Below are 19,568 nucleotides of genomic sequence, written 5' to 3' on the forward strand. Positions count from 1 at the left end.
GCTCACGCCGGCTTCGGCTCGTCGGAATCGTCGGGTCGGGCGGGCGTGTCCGTCCTCCGCTCCGACGTGTCGTGGGCCCGCTCGTCCAGGGCACTCCGGCGCTTGCTACCGCCGAGCCGCTGGATGAGCCGAGCGATGGCCAGGTCGCTCGCGACACTCTCGGCCATGTCGCACCCCTCTCGGTGGATGCACCGCCGTCCGGTCGCCGACCGTAGTGACGACGGTCACTGGATGTGAATGGACACTATGGTTTCCCCGCTCCGGGCACAAGGGCCGATGGGGCCGCAATGGCGAGCGGACCGCCGCACCCGTCTCAGGCCGGTGGCCCCTGGCCCGCACGCGGCAGGACACCGATAATCAGGCGATGCTGACGGGTGCGGCGCGCCGGTATCTGGGGCGCGGCCAGGTGGACGTCGACGCCATCCGCGCGGCCCTGTGGACGCCCGGCGTCGACGCCCGGTCGTACGCCGAGGCGGGAGACGGCTACCAGGCCGCGATCCTCGAGCAGTACAAGCTCTACGTGGAGATGGCCGATCGCGTGAGCGCCCGTCGCGGCGCCGCCAACACCTTCTTCCTGACGGTGAACACCGCCGTGTTCACGGCCGTGAACGTGGTGTGGGCGCAGGGCGTGCGGATACCACCGGCCGCGTTCGTCCTGCCGGTGGCGATGCTGGTCGTGCAGTGTGGCGCGTGGCTGTGGATCCTGCGTTCCTACCGGCAGCTCGCGTCCGCGAAGTACCGGGTGGTGGGCATGATCGAGGAGCGGCTGCCGGCGTCGCCGTACTGGCGGGCGGAGTGGAAGGGCCTGGGCTCGGGCCGGGACAGGTCGCTCTACTGGCCGCTGGCGTACCTCGAACAGTGGGTGCCCGTCGTGTTCGCCGTGGCCTACCTGACCCTGCTCGGGCTCGTGGTGGCCGCCGCGGTCTGAGGCACCCCCGGCGGCCGACGCGCCGCTACCGGTACGTCTCCGCCAGCACCTGCCGCATCTCGGGCAGCCCCACGAAGTAGTGGGCCCGCCAGCCCGCCTCGGTCGCCACGGCGACGTTCGCCTCGTCGTCGTCGAAGAACCACATGCGGCGCGGGTCGTCGCAGCCGACCGTGGCCTGCGCCGCCAGGTAGAAGCCGAGGTTGCTCTTGGTCAATCCGAGCTCGCCGGACCAGACGATGTGGTCGAACAGCTCGCCGAGGCCGACCTCCTCCGTCAGGTAGGCGACCCGGTACTTCTCCTGGTTCGTCACGGCGATGCACCGCCCGCCGGTGCGCTCCCGCCACGTACGCACCTCCGCGGCGACGTCCTCGTCCACGCGCGCGTCGTTCACGAACCAGTAGCGCAGGAAGTCGTCGACCGACACGTCGGGGTTGAGCTCCGGCAGGACGCTCTCCAGCGTCTCGCGCAGATCACGCTTACCCACGATGATCTCGGGCCAGTAGACCTTGAAGAACCGCTGGCCCAGCGCCCGCGGCTCGATTCCCAGCTCGTCCTGGATCTGGCTGTCCCACGGTCCGCCGTCGAAGCGTGCACTCGGATGCACGAGCACCCCGTCCACGTCGAGGGCCAGTACGGCGGCGTTGCGGTCGGTTGCGATGCTCATCGCGGTCATGCACCTTCGTCGAGTGGGGATGTGGGTGGATGCGTGCAGCGTAGGGGATGGGGCACCGGTCATCGTCGACTCATCGACGTGTCGCGTCCGCCGGGTCCTTCCACGAGGTGTCGATCACGCTGAGCGCGGTGTCCAGGGCACGGGCGATCTGGCTGGTGGTGGCGTTGCGGATGGGTGCGCCGAGGAACGGCGCCTCCTCGTACCCGATGAGCGCCCAGGGAAAGTTGTCCAGCTCCTCCCGGTAGACGGCCTTCACGTCGAGGGTGATGGGGACGATCCGCTGGGCCGGAACCTTCCGGCCGAGCGCGATCAGCTCCGGGTAGATGTTGCCCTTCGCGTCCGTGGCGCGCCTCGCGTACGCAGGGGAGAGCAGGATGATCGCGGCGTCGGCCTGCGCCGCGTACCGCGACCCGTTCTTCCTGGTGTTGCCGCCCAGACCGTGGTAGTCCTCGACGAACGCGTAGTAGCGGCGGCGGCGCTCGTAGAGCAGGCGCAGGACCGCGCGCATGGAGTCGATGTCCTCCCAGCAGAACGACACGAAGATGGCCGGGCCGGTGTGCGTCGCCTCGTCCCGGGTGTCGTCCACGACGGAGAGTCGCACCTCGGCGTCGCGCGTGATGGCCGCCTGGTAGAGGCCCCGCCGCTCCGCCTCGCCCAGCGCCGCCGTCGACCGGAACCACTCGCTGCGGTGCGGCGGTACGAAGAACAGCACGTTGTTCTGCACCGGCGGGGCGTCCCACATCATCTGCAGGAACTCGCTGACGTGGCCGGCGGTCCGCTCCAGCGGCACCGTCTCGGTGGGGTCGGCGTGCGGCGCCCCGCAGACCCGCACCGACGCCGGGCGGTACAGCCGATGCGTCTCGTAGTCCCAGTAGGCGTCGACGAAGATGTCGGGCCGCAGCGCGACCGGGGTCGGCTCCTCGGTGGTGGCCGGACGGTCCAGCCAGTGGTACTCGTAGGGGGTGCCCCCGTGCAGCAGCACGTCGGCGGCCCGGGCCACGTGACGGTCCAGCACCTCGGCCTCGCGGTCGACGCGCAGTCGGTGCAGGTTCGCGAACAGGGACGTGTCGTCGAGGCGCAGGAACGCCTCGCCGCTGAGCGTGCCGTAGCCGGCGTCGAAGTACTTCGTCATCCAGTCGGGGTGCCGCCGGAGCAGTTCGGACATGACGACGGCGAGCAGGGTGACCCGGAACCGCACCGCCGGCGCCGAGTAGACCTGGGAGCGCAGGACGGCGCGCAGCATTAGGAAGTTGGCGACGGGGCCGGTCGAGTTGAAGATCGGGCCGTCCCGGTCGTACGTGACCAGTGAGTCGATGACGTGGTCGGCCACCGAGAGGCCGCTGTTGATGGAGTGGTGCGAGTCCCGGTGCACGTAGTCCAGGCGGTCCGCGTCGACGACGCCGTCCACGATCTGCCGGACGGCCGCCAGCGTGTCGGTCACGTGGATGTCCGGCGTCGGCTGGCCGGCGATCAGGTAGCCGAGCACCCCGACGTCCAGCCCGGACCGTAGCGGCTCGTGCGCCTGGAACAGGTCGACGACGCCGTTGAGGGTGAAGAGTTCCTTGTCCGACATCCCGTACGTGGACACCTCGAGGTCGCCTGCGACCCGGGTCGCGATGGTGGCGTGCGGGTACAGGAACAGGCCCACCGATGGCTTGTGCGGCAGCTCGCCGATGTCCTGGAGCAGACCGGCGAACACCACGTGCTCGCCCACCCGGCGGACGAAGGTGGCGTCGTCGGCCCCGGCGGCCAGCCGGGGCAGGGACTTCCGCAGGTCGGCGACGGCGGCTGCGGTGAAGAAGCCGGTCCGGTGCAGACGCTGGAGCAGCCGCAGCGCGATGTGCGCGGTGCCCACGGCGTGCGAGAACCGGTTGTGGGTGGAGGACAGGAAGGCGTGATCGCCGAAGGGCAGTTGCTGCAGCCGGCGCAGGCGTTGCAGCGGTGGCGACTCGAGGAGCAACTGGAGGAGGTCGCGCCGGGCGAACAGCGCCGGGTCGTCGAAGTCGATCACGCCGTGGACGGCGTCGTGGATGGGCCAGTCCTGGCCGTGCATCATGCTCCGCCCTCCGGTGCGCGTCCGGCGGCGCGTCACGGCCGCCGGCCCCGACGATCCCGAGCCTCCCTCACAGCATCGATCACATTCGCATCCGTGCCGAGTCGGATATCCGATACGCGTTTCGGGACGCTGCCCCGCAGCCCGCGAAAAGGGGCACGCGCGGGTGCCGCGGACGGGCGGAAGGCGAACTATCCTCCGGCCATGACCGCCAACCCCCCGGCGCGCCCGGACACCGCCCTGGACCCGTCACCGGCCACCGTCCGCGACATGGGTGCGGCCGCCCTGGAGTGGGTCGCCGCCTACCAGGACGCCGTCCGGGACCTGCCCATCGCCCCCCGCGCGACCGCCGCAGAGCTGCGAAAGCAGCTCGCCGAGCCGCTGCCCGTCGAGGGCCGCGACTTCGCCGACCTGCTGGAGGTCTTCCGCGAGGTCGTCGCGCCCGGCAGCCGGCACAGCGGGCACCCCCGCTTCTTCGGCTACATCTCGGCGCCGGGCACCGCCGTGGCGTCGGTGGCCGACCTCCTCGCGTCGGCGTTGAACGCGAACCTTCCCGCGTGGCGGTCGGCGCCAGCCCCCACCGAACTCGAGCACGTGGTCATCGACTGGATCAAGGAGGCTCTGGGCTGCGACCCGGGCGCCGACGGCCTGCTCATGAGCGGCGGCTCGATGGCCAATTTCACGGCGCTCGCCGCGGCGCGGCACCGCCACTGCGGCGACGCGGTGGCCGCACAGGGGGCCGGCGCGCATCCCGCGCCGCTGCGCGTCTACGTCTCCACCAAGAGCCACCACTCGGTCCACAAGGCGGCCGCGCTGCTCGGCATCGGCCGCGCGAACGTCCGGGAGATCGCTGTCGACGACCGCTTCCGGATGGACGTCGACGACCTCGTACGCCGGATCGAGGAGGACCTGGCCGCGGGGGCGGAGCCGTTCTGCGTGGTGGCCACCGCGGGCACGGTGGTCACCGGCGCCGTCGACCCGCTGCGCGAGATCGCGGCGGTCGCCCGGCGGTACGGCCTGTGGCTGCACGTCGACGCCTGTTACGGCGGGTTCGCGCGGCTCGCTCCCTCGGCCCGCCCGCTGTTCGACGGCCTGTCCGAGGCCGACTCCATCTCGCTCGACCCGCACAAGTGGCTCTACCTGCCCGCCGACTGCGGCTGCCTCATCTACCGCGACCCCGAGGCGGCGCGCGCCGCCTTCGCCCTCGACGACGCCGACTACGTCCGGATCACCCAGACCCAGCCCGCCGAGGCGTTCGCGTTCTGGGACTACGGCCCCGACCTGTCCCGACGGTTCCGGGCGCTGAAGCTCTGGATGCTCATGGCGTACGCCGGCACGCGGGCCCTCGGCGAGGCGATCGAGAGCAACCTCGACTGCGCCCGCCACCTGGCCGACCTCGTGGCCGCCAGCGACGACTTCGAGCTGCTCGCCCCCGTCGAGCTGTCCATCTTCTGCTTCCGTTACCTGCCGCCCGCGGCCCGGACCGCGGCCCGGACCGCCGCCGACGAGGAGGCGCTCGACCGCCTCAACGAGCGGATCCTGACCGTACTCCAGCAGGGCGGCAGCTCGTACCTGTCCAACGCGAGCGTCGACGGGCGCTTCGCGCTGCGCGGCTGTGTGGTGAACTACCGCACCACCCGCCGCGACATGGAGGTGCTGCTCGACGACGTCCGCCGGGCCGCCGAGCAGGTGTCGGAGGCGCCAGCCTGAAGACGGCCACCGCGAGGCCGCCTGCGGTGTTCATCGCCAGGCGAAGACGGAGGGCGCACCCCGGCCGACGGTGACCGCCCGGGCGACGGCACAGAACTCCTGGATCCGGGCTCGGACCGGCTCGGTCTCCCGCCCCAGCACCTTGTAGCTCAGACCGGCGTCGTTCGGTAGCCGACTGACACCGGCGACGAGCGGAACGTCGGGGTCCCAGACGGGCGGCACCTGCTCTGCCACCCGGCGGGCCCGCGCGGCCGAGGTCAGCAGCACGGCGTTGCCGAAGACGTGGAGGTCGTCGAGCACCCCGCGGCGGTCGACACCGAACCGCGCCGGCTCGACGACGTACTTCTCGACGAACAGCCCGGGTCCGCCGGGCCGCGCCGCTCGGACGGTGCAGGAGTAGAGGTCGTACCGGAAGACCTCGCCGTCGCGGTGGTGCTTGCGGCCGGGCAGCAGGATGTCCGCGTACAGGACCGTCGCCGACGTGGGCAGAGAGACCGCGGTGTGGCTGACGAAGCGGCTGTGCCGGTAGGGGATGGTCGGTTCGGGAAGGAATTCCAGGTACGCGTCCTCGGCGAGGGATATGCGCTGGAGCTGTGTGGCGTAGTTCGCGTCCATGGCCTGGATCTTGTTGGCCGCCTGAGTGGTGACGTGTGCCCATGCCCCCGCACCGAGCGATACGTCGATCCGGTACCGGTCTCCCTGGAGCGTCCCGCCCGAGGTGGAGATGACGAAGACGCAAGCCATCTCGGGCATCGCCGCATCCCAGTGGAGGGCCCGCTGGACGAGAAGCGGCGCCTGGCGGAACAGGTCCGCGAGCACCGTCCGGCCGCCACGCTGCTCGAACGCCAGTCGCAGCAGCCCGACCTTGCCCGGAGCGCCGCCGGGCAGCTGGGCCGGCTCGTCGAGGTACGGCGCCAGCTCCGGTGCGGCGTCCAGCGGGATCACGCCGGGACCCGCCCCGCCTCCGGCTGTCGGTCGGCGGGCGCCCGGCCGGGGTCGGCCGCCTGCGGCAGGTCGAACAGCGCGTGGTACCGGATCAGTGAGATGAGGTCGTCGATGCCGACGCCGGTCTTGCAGTTCGTGAACACGAACGGTTTCCCGCCACGCATCCGGGTCGCGTCGGCCGCCATGACCTCGAGGTCCGCGTCGACGTGTGGGGCGAGGTCGATCTTGTTGATCACGAGGATGTCCGACTGCGAGATCCCCGGCCCGTTCTTGCGGGGGATCTTGTCGCCGGCGGCCACGTCGATCACGTAGACGAAGTAGTCGACCAGCGCGGGGCTGAACGTGAGCGTGAGGTTGTCGCCACCGCTCTCGATCAGCACCAGGTCGCTGTCGGGGAAGCGCGCCTCCATGTCCTCCACGGCGGCGAGGTTCATGCTCGGGTCCTCCCGCACCGCGGTGTGGGGGCAGGCGCCGGTCTCCACTCCGATGATCCGTTCCGCCACGAGGACCCCCGTCAACGCCCGTCGGACGTGGGTGGCGTCCTCGGTGGTCACCACGTCGTTGGTGACCACGAGCACCCGGAGCCCACTGTCCACCAGGCGGGGTACGACCGCCTCGATGATCGCCGTCTTGCCGCTTCCGACCGGTCCTCCGACGCCGATCCGACTGACTGATCTCATCACCACTCCCGAAAACTGTGCCGTCAATTCATGAACATGCGGACGTGCGCGTGGACGTGGGCCGCTGCCAGCACGTCCACCATGGGCGCGAAGGCGGCCATGTCGTCGAGACCCGCGACCGCGGCGCGCCGGTACTCCTCGGCGGCCGTCGCGTTGACCCGGTAGAGGATCGACTGGGTGTCCAGGTGGTCGACCCGCATGAGCCGCAGCGCGGCGCCGAGCACGGTGACCGCGACGCCGTACTGGTGCACGGCGAAGGCGTCCTGCTCGGTGAGCCCGACGCTGGCGAAGAGCGCACCGAGCGCAACGGGGTAGGTGACCGGGACGCCGTCCGTCTCGGCGTCCCGGAACCGCCTGTCGAGCATCGAGTCCCCGATGATCTGCGCGGCCGCCTCGGCGAGCTTGCGACCCATCCGCAGCGTCATCGTCCGGGCCTCCTCGGACAGCTTGCGGAGGTGGACGGCCTCGTCCGCCCGGCGTACCAGGCCCAGATCCGCGGCGAGCGCGCCGCGGTGCCCGTGCAGCAGCGCCACGCCGTCCCCGGTCGCCGCCACGTGCGTCACGGTACGGACGAACTCCGCGAGCTCCTCCCGATCCCGGACGACACCGGCCTGCACCGCCATCTCCAGTCCGCCGGAGAAGGAGAAGGCGCCGACCGGGAACATGGAGTCGCCGAACTGCAGGAGCCGCATCGTCGCCGGAATCGTCGACCCGGATGCCGTCATCAGTCGACGGGCTCGGGCAGGTGCGTGTGCGGCGTCGAGTCGGCGCCGCCGAACAGCCGACGGGACTCGTGCGGCGCGAGGTACGCGATGACCTCGGTGCCGGGCACGAAGCTGTGCGAGATGCCGCTCAGGTCGTGCGTCCGCATGACCGAGTCCATCACCTTCCGGTCCACGGTGAGCGGCACGTACATGCGGGTGCCCTTGACGACCGCAGGCCAGTGCTGGTTGCCGATGGCGTGACCCAGCTCGACGGCCGACCGCAGGCCCAGCTCGGCCGGCTCCTTGGCGAGGCGACCGAGGTCGACGACCATCACCTCGCCCAGTTCGACGTGCGCGACGATGGCGGTCGCCCGGGCCTCGTCCCAGTGCAGGACGTCGCCGTCACGCAACCGGTTGCCCCGTCCCAGCGACAGCGCCACCTCGACACCGTCCACCGTGTGCTTGCGCAGCCGGTTCTTCTGCGCCTCCCACTGGTCGAGCATGAGGCGATCCACCCGGACCGCGCCGAGCCGGGTCTCCCAGGTGGGCTCGTTGGCGTTGCCCAGCACCGATTCGACAAGCATCTCGTCGTCCTTCGCTCCCGATTGACTGATTGTGGCGATGGTGGTGTCCGTTGCGGGGCCGGTCGTGGGACCGGCCGCCGCCCCGGTCGGTGGGCGCCGGTGCCCGTCGGCTCCGGCGCCGGTCAGCTGAAGAAGTACAACTGGGTCAGCGGGAGGTTCCGAGCCGGTGGCACGGTGGCGTGCACGCCGTCGACCTTCACCGCGAAGGTCTCCGGGTCCACCTCGATGTGTGGCAGCACGTCGTTGCGTACCATGTGGCGTTTGGTCAGCCCGCGGGTTCCGCGTACCGGCAGGACCTGTCGGCGGAGGCCGAGTTTCTCGCCCACCCCGGCCTCGTGACCCGCCTGAGACATGAAGGTCACGCAGCTCTCACTCAGCGCCGTGCCGTACGCGCCGAACATCGGCCGGTAGAGCACCGGTTGTGGGGTGGGCACCGAGGCGTTCGGGTCACCCATGATCGACCAGAGGATCATCCCGTTCTTGATCACCATCTTGGGCTTGGCGCCGAAGAACGCCGGCTCCCACAGCACCAGGTCGGCGATCTTGCCCGGCTCGACGGAGCCGAGCAGGTGCGAGATGCCCTGGGTGATCGCGGGGTTGATGGTTATCTTCGCGACGTACCGGAGCACCCGGAAGTTGTCGTTGCCGGGAGCGTCCTCGGCCAGCGGGCCCCGGGCGGCTTTCATGACGCTGGCCAGTTGCATGACCCGCAGCCAGTTCTCCCCGATACGGCCCATCGCCTGGGAGTCGCTGGACATCATCGAGATGATGCCCAGGTCATGGAGGACGTCCTCCGCGGCGATGGTCTCCGCGCGGACCCGGCTCTCCACGAACGCGACGTCCGAGGGGACCTTCGGGCTGAAGTTGTGGGCCACCATGATCATGTCGAACAGCTCGGCCTGGCTGTTGACGCCGTACGGGTTCGTGGGGGTGGTGGAACTCGGCAGGCAGTTGATCTGACCGGCGACCTTGATGATGTCGGGTGCGTGGCCGCCGCCGGATCCCTCGGTGTGGTACGTGTGGATGGTCCGGCCCTCGAACGCGGCGATGCTGTCCTCGATGTAGCCGCTCTCGTTGAGCGTGTCGGTGTGCACCGCCACCTGGATGTCGAAGCGCTCGGCCGCCGTCAGCACCGACCGGATCGCCTGCGGCGTGGCGCCCCAGTCCTCGTGCAGCTTGTAACCGGCCGCCCCGGCGAGCGCCTGCTCCTCCAGCGGCCCGAGCCCCGAGCTGTTGCCCTTGGCGATCAGCCCGATGTTGATGGGAATGCCCTCGAAGGCGCGCATCATGGCGTGCAGGTTCCACGGCCCGGGTGTGCTGTTCACGCCGTTGGAGCTGTCGCTCGGGCCGGTCCCGCCACCCCAGATGGTGGTGATGCCGTTGCTCAGCGCCGCGTACGCCTGCTGCGGCGCGACGAGGTGCACGTGCGTGTCGATGCCACCGGCGGTCAGGATGAGGTGCTCACCGGAGATCGCGTCGCTGCCCGGGCCGACCACGAGCTCCGGCGTGACCCCCGCCATGGTGTCGGGATTGCCGGCCTTGCCGACGCCGGCGATCCTGCCGTCCTTGATCCCGACGTCCGCCTTCACCACGCCGAGGTTGGCGTCCAGGACGGTCACGTTGGTGATGACCAGGTCGACGACCCCGTTGGCGCTGGTGAACTGGGCGCTGGCGCCCATGCCGTCGCGCAGGGTCTTCCCACCGCCGTACAGCGCCTCGTCGCCGAGTGTCCGCAGGTCACGCTCGATCTCGATGTACAGGTCCGTGTCGCCCAGCCGGATCTTGTCGCCGGTGGTCGGCCCGTACAGTCCGGCGTACTCCTGCCGGGATATCTGGCTCATCGTGTCGCTCCCGGCCGCGCTCCGCGGCCCTGGTCGGGCTGTGTCTAGGTCGCGGTGTCGTCCTGGGCGGACGTGGACCGGAATCCCCGGCTGCGGGCCCGCCGCAGGGCCTCCGGCCGGTCCGGCTGGTAGCCCGGGACGGGACCGGTGCCGGTCCACCCGTTGACCAGGCCGTTGAATCCGTAGACCCGCTGCCGGCCCGCGTACGGCACGAGTTGGACCGTCCTGCGGTCGCCCGGCTCGAACCGGACGGACGTGGCCGCCGGGATGTCCAACCGCCACCCGAAGGTCGCCGCACGGTCGAACTCGAGGCTCCGGTTCGCCTCGAAGAAGTGGAAGTGCGAGCCGACCTGGATCGGGCGGTCGCCGGTGTTCACCACCTCGATCCGGATGGTCGGCCGGCCGGCGTTCAGCTCCAGCGGCTCGTCGGCCAGGATGTATCCGCCGATGGGCCACCGGTGCTTCGCCGTGGGCCCGGGGTGCCGGCTGAAGTCCTTCGCCACCGCTTCCTCGCCTTTCGTCTGCTCTCCGGGGCGCCCGCTGGTCCGCCGCCTGCGCCTACTGGATCGGCGCGTGCACCGTGACCAGCCGACTGCCGTCGGTGAACACCGCCTCCACCTGGACCATCGGCACCATGTCGGCCACGCCGTCCATCACGTCGGCGCGGGTGAGGACATGACTGGCGTCATGCATCACCTCCTCCACCGACTTGCCCTCGCGCGCGCCTTCGAGCGCCGCCGCGGCGATCACGGCCACCGCCTCCGGGTGGTTGAGCTTCACCCCACGGCCGCGACGCGCGGTGGCGATCTGGGCCAGGGACAGGATGGTCAGCTTCTCCAGCTCCTTGGGCGTGAGGTGCATCGTGGTGTTCCTCTGGTGTCGACGCCGCGCGGGCGGTGGGAGTGGTCGCGCGACGGCGTCCGTGAACACCATAGGAGAGTCAATGGGGCACAGCGGACCAAACGGGTAAACAGCCGCGTCACGATCGGCGCGGGGGACCGCCGGGGTGCGCGGTCACACGCCTGCGAGGCCCTGCGGGCTGTTGTACGGGATCGGCGCGCTGCAGATCTCCTGCAGGGAACCGTCCGCCTGGACGGCGTACCCCACGAGCTTCGAGGCGTTGCCGTAGATCTGGTACAGGTACGCGCCGTCGGGCGTCAGCCAGTTGTCGCTGGGGCCGCTGCTCACCGTGCCGTTGAGCGCCCGGAACGTGCCGTCGCCGGGCACCCTCGGACAGGCGGGGTCCTGGGCCACCACGGGTTCGGGGCCGTCGATGCGGAAGGTGCTGATGCCGCTGTAGCCGAAGTTCGTGGTGAACACCCACCGATCGTCGGGGGAGACCGACATCCAGCACAGTTCGGAGGGCTTGCCCGCGCTCGTGTCGATCTGTACGAGCCGGCCGATGTCGACCCGGCCCTCGCCGTCGATGGTGCCCATCACGATGCCGTCGCCCACGGCCTGGCCGACGACGAAGGTGTCGGGTCGGTTGTGCAGGAAGGCGATGTAGAAGGGTGAGCCGCCGTGGGCGTCGTAGAGCGAGGGCTGGCCGAGGCTGCCGTCCGGCAGTACGGGGAAGACGATGAGGCCGTCAGGATCGGGCTCGTTCGAGGCGATGGACTTCAGCTGGCCGTCCGGCCCACGGACCCAGAGGATCGCCGACCCGTCCGGATTCGCGGTGGGCGGCTGGTCGAACGTGGTGCCGACGAAGAGGAACCGCTGGTCCGGCGAGAGCGTCACCATGGTGGCCACGCGGTTCGGCTTGTCCGGCGTGTTCGCCGTGTAACGGGGGAGGCGGAGCGAGAGTTTCCCCGCGCCGTCGACCGACATCAGGCGGACGTGATCCGGCCCGAACGAGTGCAGCACGAAGAGCGTGCCGATCGACGGGGCGTACGCCAATGACTTCGCCGTGCCGCTGCGGCCGGTCACCGGGTTCCCGGTCGGCTTGACGTCGACCAGCGTAAGTCGGCCGTCGTCGCCGACGCCGAAGCTGGAGACCGTGTTGTCGCCGCCGTTCGTGGCGAACAGGAACCGCAGATCCGGGCTGAGGATGACGCTGCCGGCGCCCTCGAACGCGTTCGGCGCGCTCTCCTGCCCGCTGATGGGTTTGAAGGTGCCGGAGCCGGCGCCGCCGGTGGGAACACGCTCCACCTCGGTGATCATGCCGTCGGCGGAACGCAGATAGTGGATGACGGCGTTGCGTGTCTCGTTCGTCTGCAGGTAGAGGTGCCCGCCGTGCCGGACGTCTCCGCCCTGCGCCGCCTCGGTCGTTCCGGTCTGCCTGCCCCGCATGTCGACGCCCTCGCATCCTGCTCCGTTGACAACCTGGCGTTCCACCGGTGCCCGGTCGACCGCGGAGCCTCCCCGGGAATCACGCCGGAGGTCGAGGGCCGGGATCGCTGTTCCCGATGCGGGACGCCCGTCCGAATGTGATCAGCACTCGGCCCAAACCCGAAGCTACTCGACTCTCTGACGGCTCGGGTCGCTACCCGAATCTTTCCCCCGGTGACGGGCGGGCCGTCGTCTTCAGCAGCGGGTCCGGGGTGCGAGCGCCGCGTCGGCGGGGCGCTCCCGGTCGAGGTAGGTGGACTCGGCGAAGGCGACGAACCGCTCGGCGTCGCGGGCGTTCGAGGCCAGGCCGAACGAGACACGCACGGCCCCACCGGTGGGCAGCCGTAGCGCGGCGAGGTACTGGTCGATCGTTTCGACGCGCGCGAGCAGCGTCCGGCGCAGCGAGCCGCGGCCGATCCCGAACGCGCCCTCGCCCGCGCCCGGATTGCAGAAGCAGCCGGTCCGCACGGAGAAGCCCGCCGCCGACGACTCCCGCGCGACCAGCCGCTCGTCGACGAGCGACCCGTCCGGGTGGCGGAAGTTGAACGCCACGGTCCCGCCGCGCCCGTCGGCCGTGGCCGGGCCGTAGAGCTGGACCAGCGGCCGGCCGTTGCCGTGCCGTAGCGCGGCCAGACGCTCCAGCAGCCAACCGGTGAGCAGGCCGACCCGGGTGTGGACGAGGTCGACGCCGATCCCGTCGAGCCAGTCGAGGCCGAACGCCACGTCGGGGATGCCGAGGAAGTTCAGCGTGCCGTCCTCGAACCCGGACTCGTCGTCCAGGGGCCGGTGCCAGTCGCCCTGCACGCTGACCGCGCGGATCGTGCCACCCGCGAACCAGGGCCGGCGCAGCCGCGCGAGCGCATCCCGCCGGGCCACGAGAGCGCCCACCCCGGTCGGGTAGCCGAACAGCTTGTACCAGCTCAGGCACACGAACTCCGGGTGTACGACGCCGAGGTCCAGCCGGTTCGTGGGGGCGAACGCGGCGGCGTCGAGCAGGACGTCGTACCCGTGCCGCTGCGCCAGCTCCACCCACCCGAGCGGGTGTTGCACCCCGGTGAAGTTGCTCTGCGCCGGATACGCGAACAGACCGCGGCCGGCCGCCCCGCGCCACGGCCAGCGCCGGCCGCCTCGACCGGCGGTGAGCGCCGCGACCACGTCGGCCTCGGCGACCCGCAGGTCGGGGCCGGTCAGCGGCACGTACCGGACCGGCGCCCCGGCGGCTCGGGCGTACTCCCGGACGCCGTTGACCGAGTTGTGGTTGTCCCAGGTCAGCACCAGCGGGCTGGCCCGCGCGAACCCGTACGCCTCGCCCACGAGGCGGCACGCGCCGGTGGCGTTCGGGGTGAAGACGACCGCGTACTCGGCGGGGTCGGCGCGGAAGAACCGCAGCACCGCGCGGCGCGCCGCCTCGACCTGCGCACCGGCGGCCGCCGAGGTGGGGTTCTCCGAGTGCGGGTTGCCGTACAGGCCGGCGAGCAGGCGTTCCTGGTGCGCGACGACCTGCGCCCGCGCGGGCACCCCGGCGCCCGCGTAGTCGAGGTAGACGTGCCCGTCCCGGTCGAGGTGCTGGTACTCCGTGGCGCGCAGCGCGTCGATCCGGCGTGTGGCCGCGTACGCGGGGTCCGCCGCCAGCGACGCGGTGACGGGCGCCGGGTGGGCGGCGTCAGACCGCACGGCGGGACGCCTTGCGCAGCAGCACCGCCCAGGTGGCGGCGAGAAACAGCAGCGCGAAGCCGCCGAGGACAAGCCAGTTCACCCAGACTGGCCGGGAGAAGCTGTCGCCGTACGTGGCCAGCAGCGGCGGGCCGAGCGGCGAAGCGCCGTCGCGCCAGAGCCGCTCCACACCGGCGCTGTGGCCGAGCCCCTCGAACGCCCACCGGTTCGACATCGCGTAGCTGAGCCAGCGGCCGCCCGCCGCCATGGCGGGGACGGGCAGGATCGCCCCCACGAAGAGGACCTGCGGGAAGCAGAGCATCGGCAGCATGAGCGTCGCCTGGGCGGCGTCCGAGACGGCCGCCGAGCAGAGCAGGCCGAGGGCGAGCGCGGCGGCGGAGGAGAGCAGCAGCGTCGCGTACAGGGCCGCGAAGTCGGGGCCGTCGACCGGCGGGAGCCGGTCGGTGGCCCGCAGCACGCCGAGCAGGGCGAGGTCCACGAGGGCCAGCAGCGGCAGCAGCACCGTCACCTTGGCCAGCAGGTACGGCGCGAAGCGCACACCGGCCAGCCGCTCCCGGCGCAGGATCGGCACCTCCGTGCAGATCTGCAACAGCCCGTACGTCAGACCGAAGAAGAAGCCGCCGAACGCGATCCAGAACAGGATCATCACGGTGACGGTCGGGCCGGGGTGAGCGGGGTCGAACGCGCCGGGGCGGAAGAGCAGCGCGAACATGCCGAGCACCATCAGGGGCGAGCCGAGCAGGATGGCGAGGGTGAGCCGGTTGCGGGCGACGATCTCGGCGTTGCGGGCGGCGAGCACCCGCCACTGCCGCAGCCGGCCCGGTCCCGGGGCCGGCGCGGCGGGGCGGGGCGTGACGGCTGGCGGGGGTGGGTCGGGGCGCCGGGCCGCGAACCGGGTGGGCCAGGCGGCCGGGTCGTCGGTCTCGTCGAGCCGCAGGTAGACCTCGGCGAGCGACCGTACGCCGAAGAACTCCCGGGCGGCGGCCGGGGCGCCGGCGAACGCCAGCCGGCCCTGGCGGGTGAGCACGACGACGCGGTCGCACAGGTCGACGTCGGTGACCTGGTGGGTGCTGAGCACGACCGTGGCCCCGGCGTCGGCGAGTGACCGCAGCGCGCGCAGCAGGTCCACGGCGACCGCCGGGTCGAGCCCGGACGTGGGTTCGTCGAGGAGGAGGACGCCGGGACGGGTCAGCAGCTCGACCGCGATGCTGGCCCGTTTGCGTTCCCCGCCGCTGAGCCGCCCCACCGGCACGGCGGCGCGGTCGTCCAGGCCCAGGCCCGCCAGCGCGTCGCTTACCCGGCGCGCCGCCTCGGCCGGGCCCGTCCCGGCGGGCAACCGCAGCCGCGCCGCGTACCGCAGCGTCCGCTCCAGCGGCAACTCGCGGTGGATGATGTCGTCCTGCGGCACGAACCCGACGGCGCCGGTGGGGGCGACGCCGTCGTGTTCCACGGTGCCCCCTACCGGCCGCCGGACGCCGGCGAGGATCTCGAGCAGCGTCGTCTTCCCGGCGCCGCTGGCGCCGAGGACGGCCACCACCTCACCGGGCTCGATCGTCAGCGAGACGTCGTCCAGGATCCGGCGACCGTCGGGCACGGTCTCGTGGAGGCCGACGGCGGTGATCCGCGCGCCGGCCCGCGTCGGTGACGCGAGTTCCTCGGTCGTCATGTGCGGTGCGGCCAATCCGGCCGGTGGTCGGGGACACCGGCCTGCGACCCGAATATCGCACAGATGACCGTCAGCGGGAGGCCCCGCGCGCTGACCGTTCGGTCAGGGACGGACGAGGCACATGCCGCCGGCGGCCGGTCCGTCCATCGTGGCCAGCGCGTCGGGCACGTCGGCCAGCCCGATGGTCCGGGTGACCAGGTCGGCGGGACGCAGCACGCCCGCCGTGACGAGGCGCAGCAGTTCCGGGTACGCGTGCGCGGGCATGCCGTGGCTGCCGCGCAGCTCCAGCTCGTACGCGATGACGAGGTCCATGGGCAGCGCGGGGCGGCCCTGCGCGGCGGGCAGGAGTCCGACCTGGACGTGCCGGCCGCGCCGGCGCAGGCTCTCGATGGAGGCGGCGCAGGTGGCGTGACTGCCGAGCGCGTCGAGCGAGAGGTGCGCGCCGCCCCCGGTCGCCTGCCGGACAGCGGCGGCCACCGCGCCCGGGCCGGTGAGGGTGGTGCCGTCGAGGCAGACCGTGGCGCCGAAGCGTCGGGCCAGGTCGAGCGCCCCGGGAGCGATGTCGACGGCCACCACGCGGGCGCCGGACGCCGCCGCGATCATCACGGCGGAAAGGCCGACACCGCCGCAGCCGTGCACCGCCACCCACTCGCCCGCCGCGACGCGCCCCTGGCCGACCACGGCCCGGAACGCCGTGGCGAAGCGGCAGCCGAGCGCCGCGGCCGCCGGGTGGTCCAGTTCGTCGGGGAGCCGGACCAGGTTGACGTCGGCGTCGTGCACGGCCACGTACTCGGCGAACGACCCCCAGTGGGTGAACCCGGGTTGGGTCTGCCGCTCGCACACCTGCTGGTCGCCCGCCAGGCAGGCCGGGCACCGCCCGCACGCGCAGACGAAGGGCGCGGTGACCCGGTCGCCGGGTTGCCAGCCGCGTACACCGGCGCCCACCGCCGACACCACGCCGGCGAACTCGTGGCCGGGAACGTGCGGCGGCCGGATGTCGGGGTCGTGCCCCTGCCAGCCGTGCCAGTCGCTGCGGCACAACCCGGTGGCCTCGACGCGGATGACCGCTCCACCGGCCGGCGGCACCGGATCCGGGACGTCGCGGACCTCGGGTCGGGCGCCGAACTCGTCGAAGACCACCGCACGCATGCGCGGGATCCTCACACGGGCCCGCCGGTCCCGGAACGTCGGGGCGGCCCCGACGGCGGGTCCGCCCCGGCAGCCGGTGATTCCCGGGCCGTCCCGGCCGTCCTGGCCGCCTCGGGCCGTCCCGGCCGCCTCGGGCCGCTCCGAGCTGGTGGCCGGGGACGGCCGGGACGTGGTGACCTGACGTGACCGATTGCCAGGCCCCCACCGCCCACCCGCGGATCCTTTGCTCTGCACCCCCATACGCACCAGTGACGGTCCGTCACCGCGGCGCTGGGCGATGCCATCGTCCGCTTCCGGGTTTCCCCAGGCCAGCGACGTGGTGCATCGGTGGGTGCAGAGCAAAGCGTCCGCGGCGGTGGTGCGACCCCCGCGCCGGAAGTGACTGCCTGTCACCTGACGCAGGGTGACCTCGGGCGGCGGCCGCGGACCGGTACGCCCGTGACCGCAGCGCGCGGTCGTTCGGCGTCCACCCGGCCCGGCGCGCCGGTCAGCCTCCCGCGCCTCGCCGGGCGTTCCGGCGCCACCAGGGAACGGCCAGGAGCAGCAGGGTCACCACGGCGGCGCCGCCGAGACCGAGCCCGACCGTCAGCGACCGGGACGAGTGCCCACCGGTCGTCTCCTCCCGCTCGCCCTTGACCGGGACGACGGGCTGCTCGTACTTCTTCTCGTCGGGCGCCACCAGGTGGCCGACGGACGTGCCGCGCGGAAGTGCGAAACCCCAGTTCAGCAGGGCGGCCGACTCGCCGAGGCTGCCCAGCGGCGCGGTCTCCGCGCCGAGCAGGGTGACCGCGAGCCGGCGGCCGTCACGCTCGGCCACGCCGACGTACGTCTGCCGCGCCAGGTCCGTGAACCCCGTCTTGCCGCCCAGCGTGCCGGGATAGTGGCCGAGCAGCGTGTTGTCGTGCGTGATGACGAACCCGGGATTCGCCGGCCCCGCGGGGATCTCCGCCTGGGTCGTGGCGGCGTACCGCCGGAAGTCCTCACGGGCGAACGTGGCGCGCGCGATGAGCGCGAGGTCGTACGCGCTCGTGTACTGGCCGGGGCCGTCCAACCCGGAGGGGGTGGCGGCGTGGGTCTGGTTCGCGTGCAGCCGGTGGGCCTCCTCGTTCATGGCGTCGACCCCGCCCTGCCGGCCGGCCGCGCCCCCACCGAGGCGGGCCAGCACGTTTGCCGCGTCGTTGCCCGACCGGAGCAGGAGCCCCAGCCACAGGCTCTCGACCGAGTACCGGCCGCCGGGCACCACGCCCATGAGCGAACTGGCCGGATCGAGGTCACGCAGGTCCGCCCGGGTCACCTCCACCGTCTGCGCGGGATCGAGGCGCGGCATGAGCGCCGCGGCCAACAGCAGCTTCTGGACGCTGGCGGGCGTGCGGTGCTCGTGCGGCCCGCACCCGCCCAGCACCTCACCGGTCTTGAGGTCCGCCACCAGCCAGGCGGTTGCCGTGACCGCCGGCGGTCTGGGCGCGCCCGGCGGGCTCGCGAGCCCCGCCGTCGCCAGGGCCGGACCGCCGACGGCGCGCTGGGCCGCGTCGACCGGTGGCGGGGACGGCAGGGCGGGCGGCGGCACCGGCGGCTTCACGGCCGGGCAGGGAACGTCCGACGCAGCCGCCGCCCGCGCCGAGGCCGCGCCCGCCGCCCGCGACGGGGCGGCGGGCGCGGCCTTCGGCGGTGTCGCCGCGACGGCGGGCAGGGTCAGCAGGGCGCCGAGCGCCGCGGAGGTAACCCGAATGGTCGTCACGCTTACGTACGGTAATCGGCTGTTCGCGGGACAAGGCCCGTTTCGAGGAAGTACTCCGCCCGCTCTGCTGATCGGTTCCGCGCGCGCCGTCCGGGCTCGTGCCATGTGGGGCGGTCAGCCGGTGACGCGGGTGGGCCCCCCGCCGCTGCCACGGTCGTCGAGCACGAGGGGAGCGCGGCCCCGCACCGCGTACCGGATGTGGGTGACCTGCGGATCGTGGATCACACGCGTCGGGGTCAGCTCGATCGCCTCCTTCTCGCCCAGGTCCAGGTCGGCGTCGAGGAGCCGCAGACCCGTGCCCAGCACGACGGGCACGACGTGCAGCTCCAGTTCGTCGAGCAGGCCGGCCCGCAGCACCTGCCGGACGAGGCTGCCCCCGCCGGCCACCGCCACGTCCTTGCCGCCCGCAGCGGCGCGCGCCTGCTCGACGGCGGCGGCCACCCCGTCGGTGACGTACGTGAAGCTGGTGCCGCCCCGGCGGTCCAGACGGGGGCGCGGGCGGTGCGTGACGACGAAGACCGGCGCCCGGAAGGGCGGCTCCTCGCCCCAGGGCACCTCGCCGCCGTCGGCCATGCGCCGGCCCATCACGTACGCGCCGGCCGCCTCGAACGTCTCGGCGATCACGTCGGAGTTCGTGTCCCGCTCGCCGCCGGCGAAGCCCTGCCGCTCGCGCCACGCGAGCCCCTCGGTCACCCACCGGGTGATCCGGAAGAACCCGGCGCTTTCGGCGGACGCCATCCAGTCGCCGTCGCCCGTGTGCCGGGGACCGGCGTAGAAACCGTCCAGCGACACCGACATCTGTGCCGTCACCTTGGTCATCGCGTCACTCCTCGTCCGTTCCGTGGCGGCACCGCCTTCGGTGCCGCCGCACCCGTCGGTCGGAGCCGACAGTCGT

At 72.3% G+C, this 19,568-nt stretch carries 18 protein-coding genes; 2 read left to right on the plus strand and 16 right to left on the minus strand.

Annotation, left to right across the window (positions count from 1 at the left end):
* Positions 1 to 2: 2 nt before the first annotated feature.
* Positions 3 to 167 carry a hypothetical protein gene (locus ACSNOA_RS16270; protein ID WP_436659257.1) on the minus strand — a complete coding sequence of 55 codons (165 nt, stop codon included), beginning with the start codon at positions 165 to 167 and terminating at the stop codon, positions 3 to 5.
* A 197-nt stretch (positions 168 to 364) separates the two neighbouring features.
* On the opposite strand from ACSNOA_RS16270, the gene ACSNOA_RS16275 reads away from it, so the two are divergent.
* Positions 365 to 928 (plus strand): RipA family octameric membrane protein, encoded by a 564-nt coding sequence (locus ACSNOA_RS16275; protein ID WP_436659259.1) that lies wholly within the window; start codon positions 365 to 367, stop codon positions 926 to 928.
* A 25-nt stretch (positions 929 to 953) separates the two neighbouring features.
* Here the strand turns inward: ACSNOA_RS16275 and ACSNOA_RS16280 are convergent, their stop codons facing one another.
* Entirely contained in the window at positions 954 to 1,592 is a 639-nt protein-coding gene (locus tag ACSNOA_RS16280; RefSeq protein WP_436659261.1) for an HAD family hydrolase, read from the minus strand.
* Between the two features lie 79 nt (positions 1,593 to 1,671).
* Positions 1,672 to 3,657: a hypothetical protein gene (locus ACSNOA_RS16285; protein WP_436659263.1), complete on the minus strand. Its 1,986-nt coding sequence runs from the start codon at positions 3,655 to 3,657 to the stop codon at positions 1,672 to 1,674.
* Positions 3,658 to 3,858: 201 nt separating this feature from the next.
* On the opposite strand from ACSNOA_RS16285, the gene ACSNOA_RS16290 reads away from it, so the two are divergent.
* Positions 3,859 to 5,364 (plus strand): pyridoxal phosphate-dependent decarboxylase family protein, encoded by a 1,506-nt coding sequence (locus ACSNOA_RS16290; RefSeq protein WP_436659265.1) that lies wholly within the window; start codon positions 3,859 to 3,861, stop codon positions 5,362 to 5,364.
* Between the two features lie 30 nt (positions 5,365 to 5,394).
* Here ACSNOA_RS16290 and ACSNOA_RS16295 read toward each other — a convergent pair whose 3' ends face one another.
* The 13 genes from ACSNOA_RS16295 to ACSNOA_RS16355 all read right to left on the minus strand — a co-directional run bounded on the left by ACSNOA_RS16295 (position 5,395) and on the right by ACSNOA_RS16355 (position 19,492).
* A complete protein-coding gene (locus tag ACSNOA_RS16295; protein ID WP_436659266.1) occupies positions 5,395 to 6,309 on the minus strand; it encodes an urease accessory protein UreD in 915 nt (304 codons plus the stop codon).
* Positions 6,306 to 6,989, minus strand: a complete 684-nt coding sequence (gene ureG, locus ACSNOA_RS16300) for an urease accessory protein UreG (RefSeq protein WP_436659268.1) — start codon at positions 6,987 to 6,989, stop codon at positions 6,306 to 6,308. Before ureG ends, ACSNOA_RS16295 begins: the two co-directional genes overlap by 4 nt.
* A 23-nt stretch (positions 6,990 to 7,012) precedes the next feature.
* Positions 7,013 to 7,681: an urease accessory protein UreF gene (locus ACSNOA_RS16305; RefSeq protein ID WP_436659270.1), complete on the minus strand. Its 669-nt coding sequence runs from the start codon at positions 7,679 to 7,681 to the stop codon at positions 7,013 to 7,015.
* A gap of 32 nt (positions 7,682 to 7,713) precedes the next feature.
* On the minus strand, positions 7,714 to 8,277 hold the full coding sequence (gene ureE / locus ACSNOA_RS16310) for an urease accessory protein UreE (RefSeq protein ID WP_436659272.1): 564 nt from the start codon (positions 8,275 to 8,277) through the stop codon (positions 7,714 to 7,716).
* Positions 8,278 to 8,399: 122 nt separating this feature from the next.
* Entirely contained in the window at positions 8,400 to 10,118 is a 1,719-nt protein-coding gene (locus ACSNOA_RS16315) for an urease subunit alpha (RefSeq protein ID WP_436659273.1), read from the minus strand.
* Positions 10,119 to 10,162: 44 nt separating this feature from the next.
* On the minus strand, positions 10,163 to 10,621 hold the full coding sequence (locus ACSNOA_RS16320) for an urease subunit beta (protein WP_436659274.1): 459 nt from the start codon (positions 10,619 to 10,621) through the stop codon (positions 10,163 to 10,165).
* A 55-nt stretch (positions 10,622 to 10,676) separates the two neighbouring features.
* Positions 10,677 to 10,979 carry an urease subunit gamma gene (locus ACSNOA_RS16325; RefSeq protein ID WP_436659276.1) on the minus strand — a complete coding sequence of 101 codons (303 nt, stop codon included), beginning with the start codon at positions 10,977 to 10,979 and terminating at the stop codon, positions 10,677 to 10,679.
* Between the two features lie 153 nt (positions 10,980 to 11,132).
* Entirely contained in the window at positions 11,133 to 12,407 is a 1,275-nt protein-coding gene (locus ACSNOA_RS16330) for a lactonase family protein (RefSeq protein ID WP_436659278.1), read from the minus strand.
* Between the two features lie 234 nt (positions 12,408 to 12,641).
* On the minus strand, positions 12,642 to 14,120 hold the full coding sequence (locus ACSNOA_RS16335; protein ID WP_436659279.1) for an aminotransferase class V-fold PLP-dependent enzyme: 1,479 nt from the start codon (positions 14,118 to 14,120) through the stop codon (positions 12,642 to 12,644).
* Positions 14,110 to 15,786, minus strand: coding sequence for an ATP-binding cassette domain-containing protein (locus ACSNOA_RS16340; protein ID WP_436659280.1), 1,677 nt, complete (start codon positions 15,784 to 15,786; stop codon positions 14,110 to 14,112). The genes ACSNOA_RS16335 and ACSNOA_RS16340 overlap by 11 nt, the downstream gene beginning before the upstream one ends.
* A 102-nt stretch (positions 15,787 to 15,888) precedes the next feature.
* Positions 15,889 to 16,935, minus strand: coding sequence for a zinc-dependent alcohol dehydrogenase family protein (locus ACSNOA_RS16345; protein WP_436659281.1), 1,047 nt, complete (start codon positions 16,933 to 16,935; stop codon positions 15,889 to 15,891).
* Positions 16,936 to 17,422: 487 nt separating this feature from the next.
* The gene (locus ACSNOA_RS16350) at positions 17,423 to 18,673 is read right to left on the minus strand and encodes a D-alanyl-D-alanine carboxypeptidase family protein (RefSeq protein ID WP_436659282.1); all 1,251 of its coding nucleotides are present in this window, start codon (positions 18,671 to 18,673) and stop codon (positions 17,423 to 17,425) included.
* Positions 18,674 to 18,787: 114 nt separating this feature from the next.
* Positions 18,788 to 19,492, minus strand: a complete 705-nt coding sequence (locus ACSNOA_RS16355; protein ID WP_436659283.1) for a dihydrofolate reductase family protein — start codon at positions 19,490 to 19,492, stop codon at positions 18,788 to 18,790.
* Positions 19,493 to 19,568 lie beyond the last annotated feature (76 nt).

The sequence above is a fragment of the Micromonospora sp. URMC 103 genome (assembly GCF_051386435.1).
In the GTDB taxonomy this organism is placed as follows: domain Bacteria; phylum Actinomycetota; class Actinomycetes; order Mycobacteriales; family Micromonosporaceae; genus Micromonospora.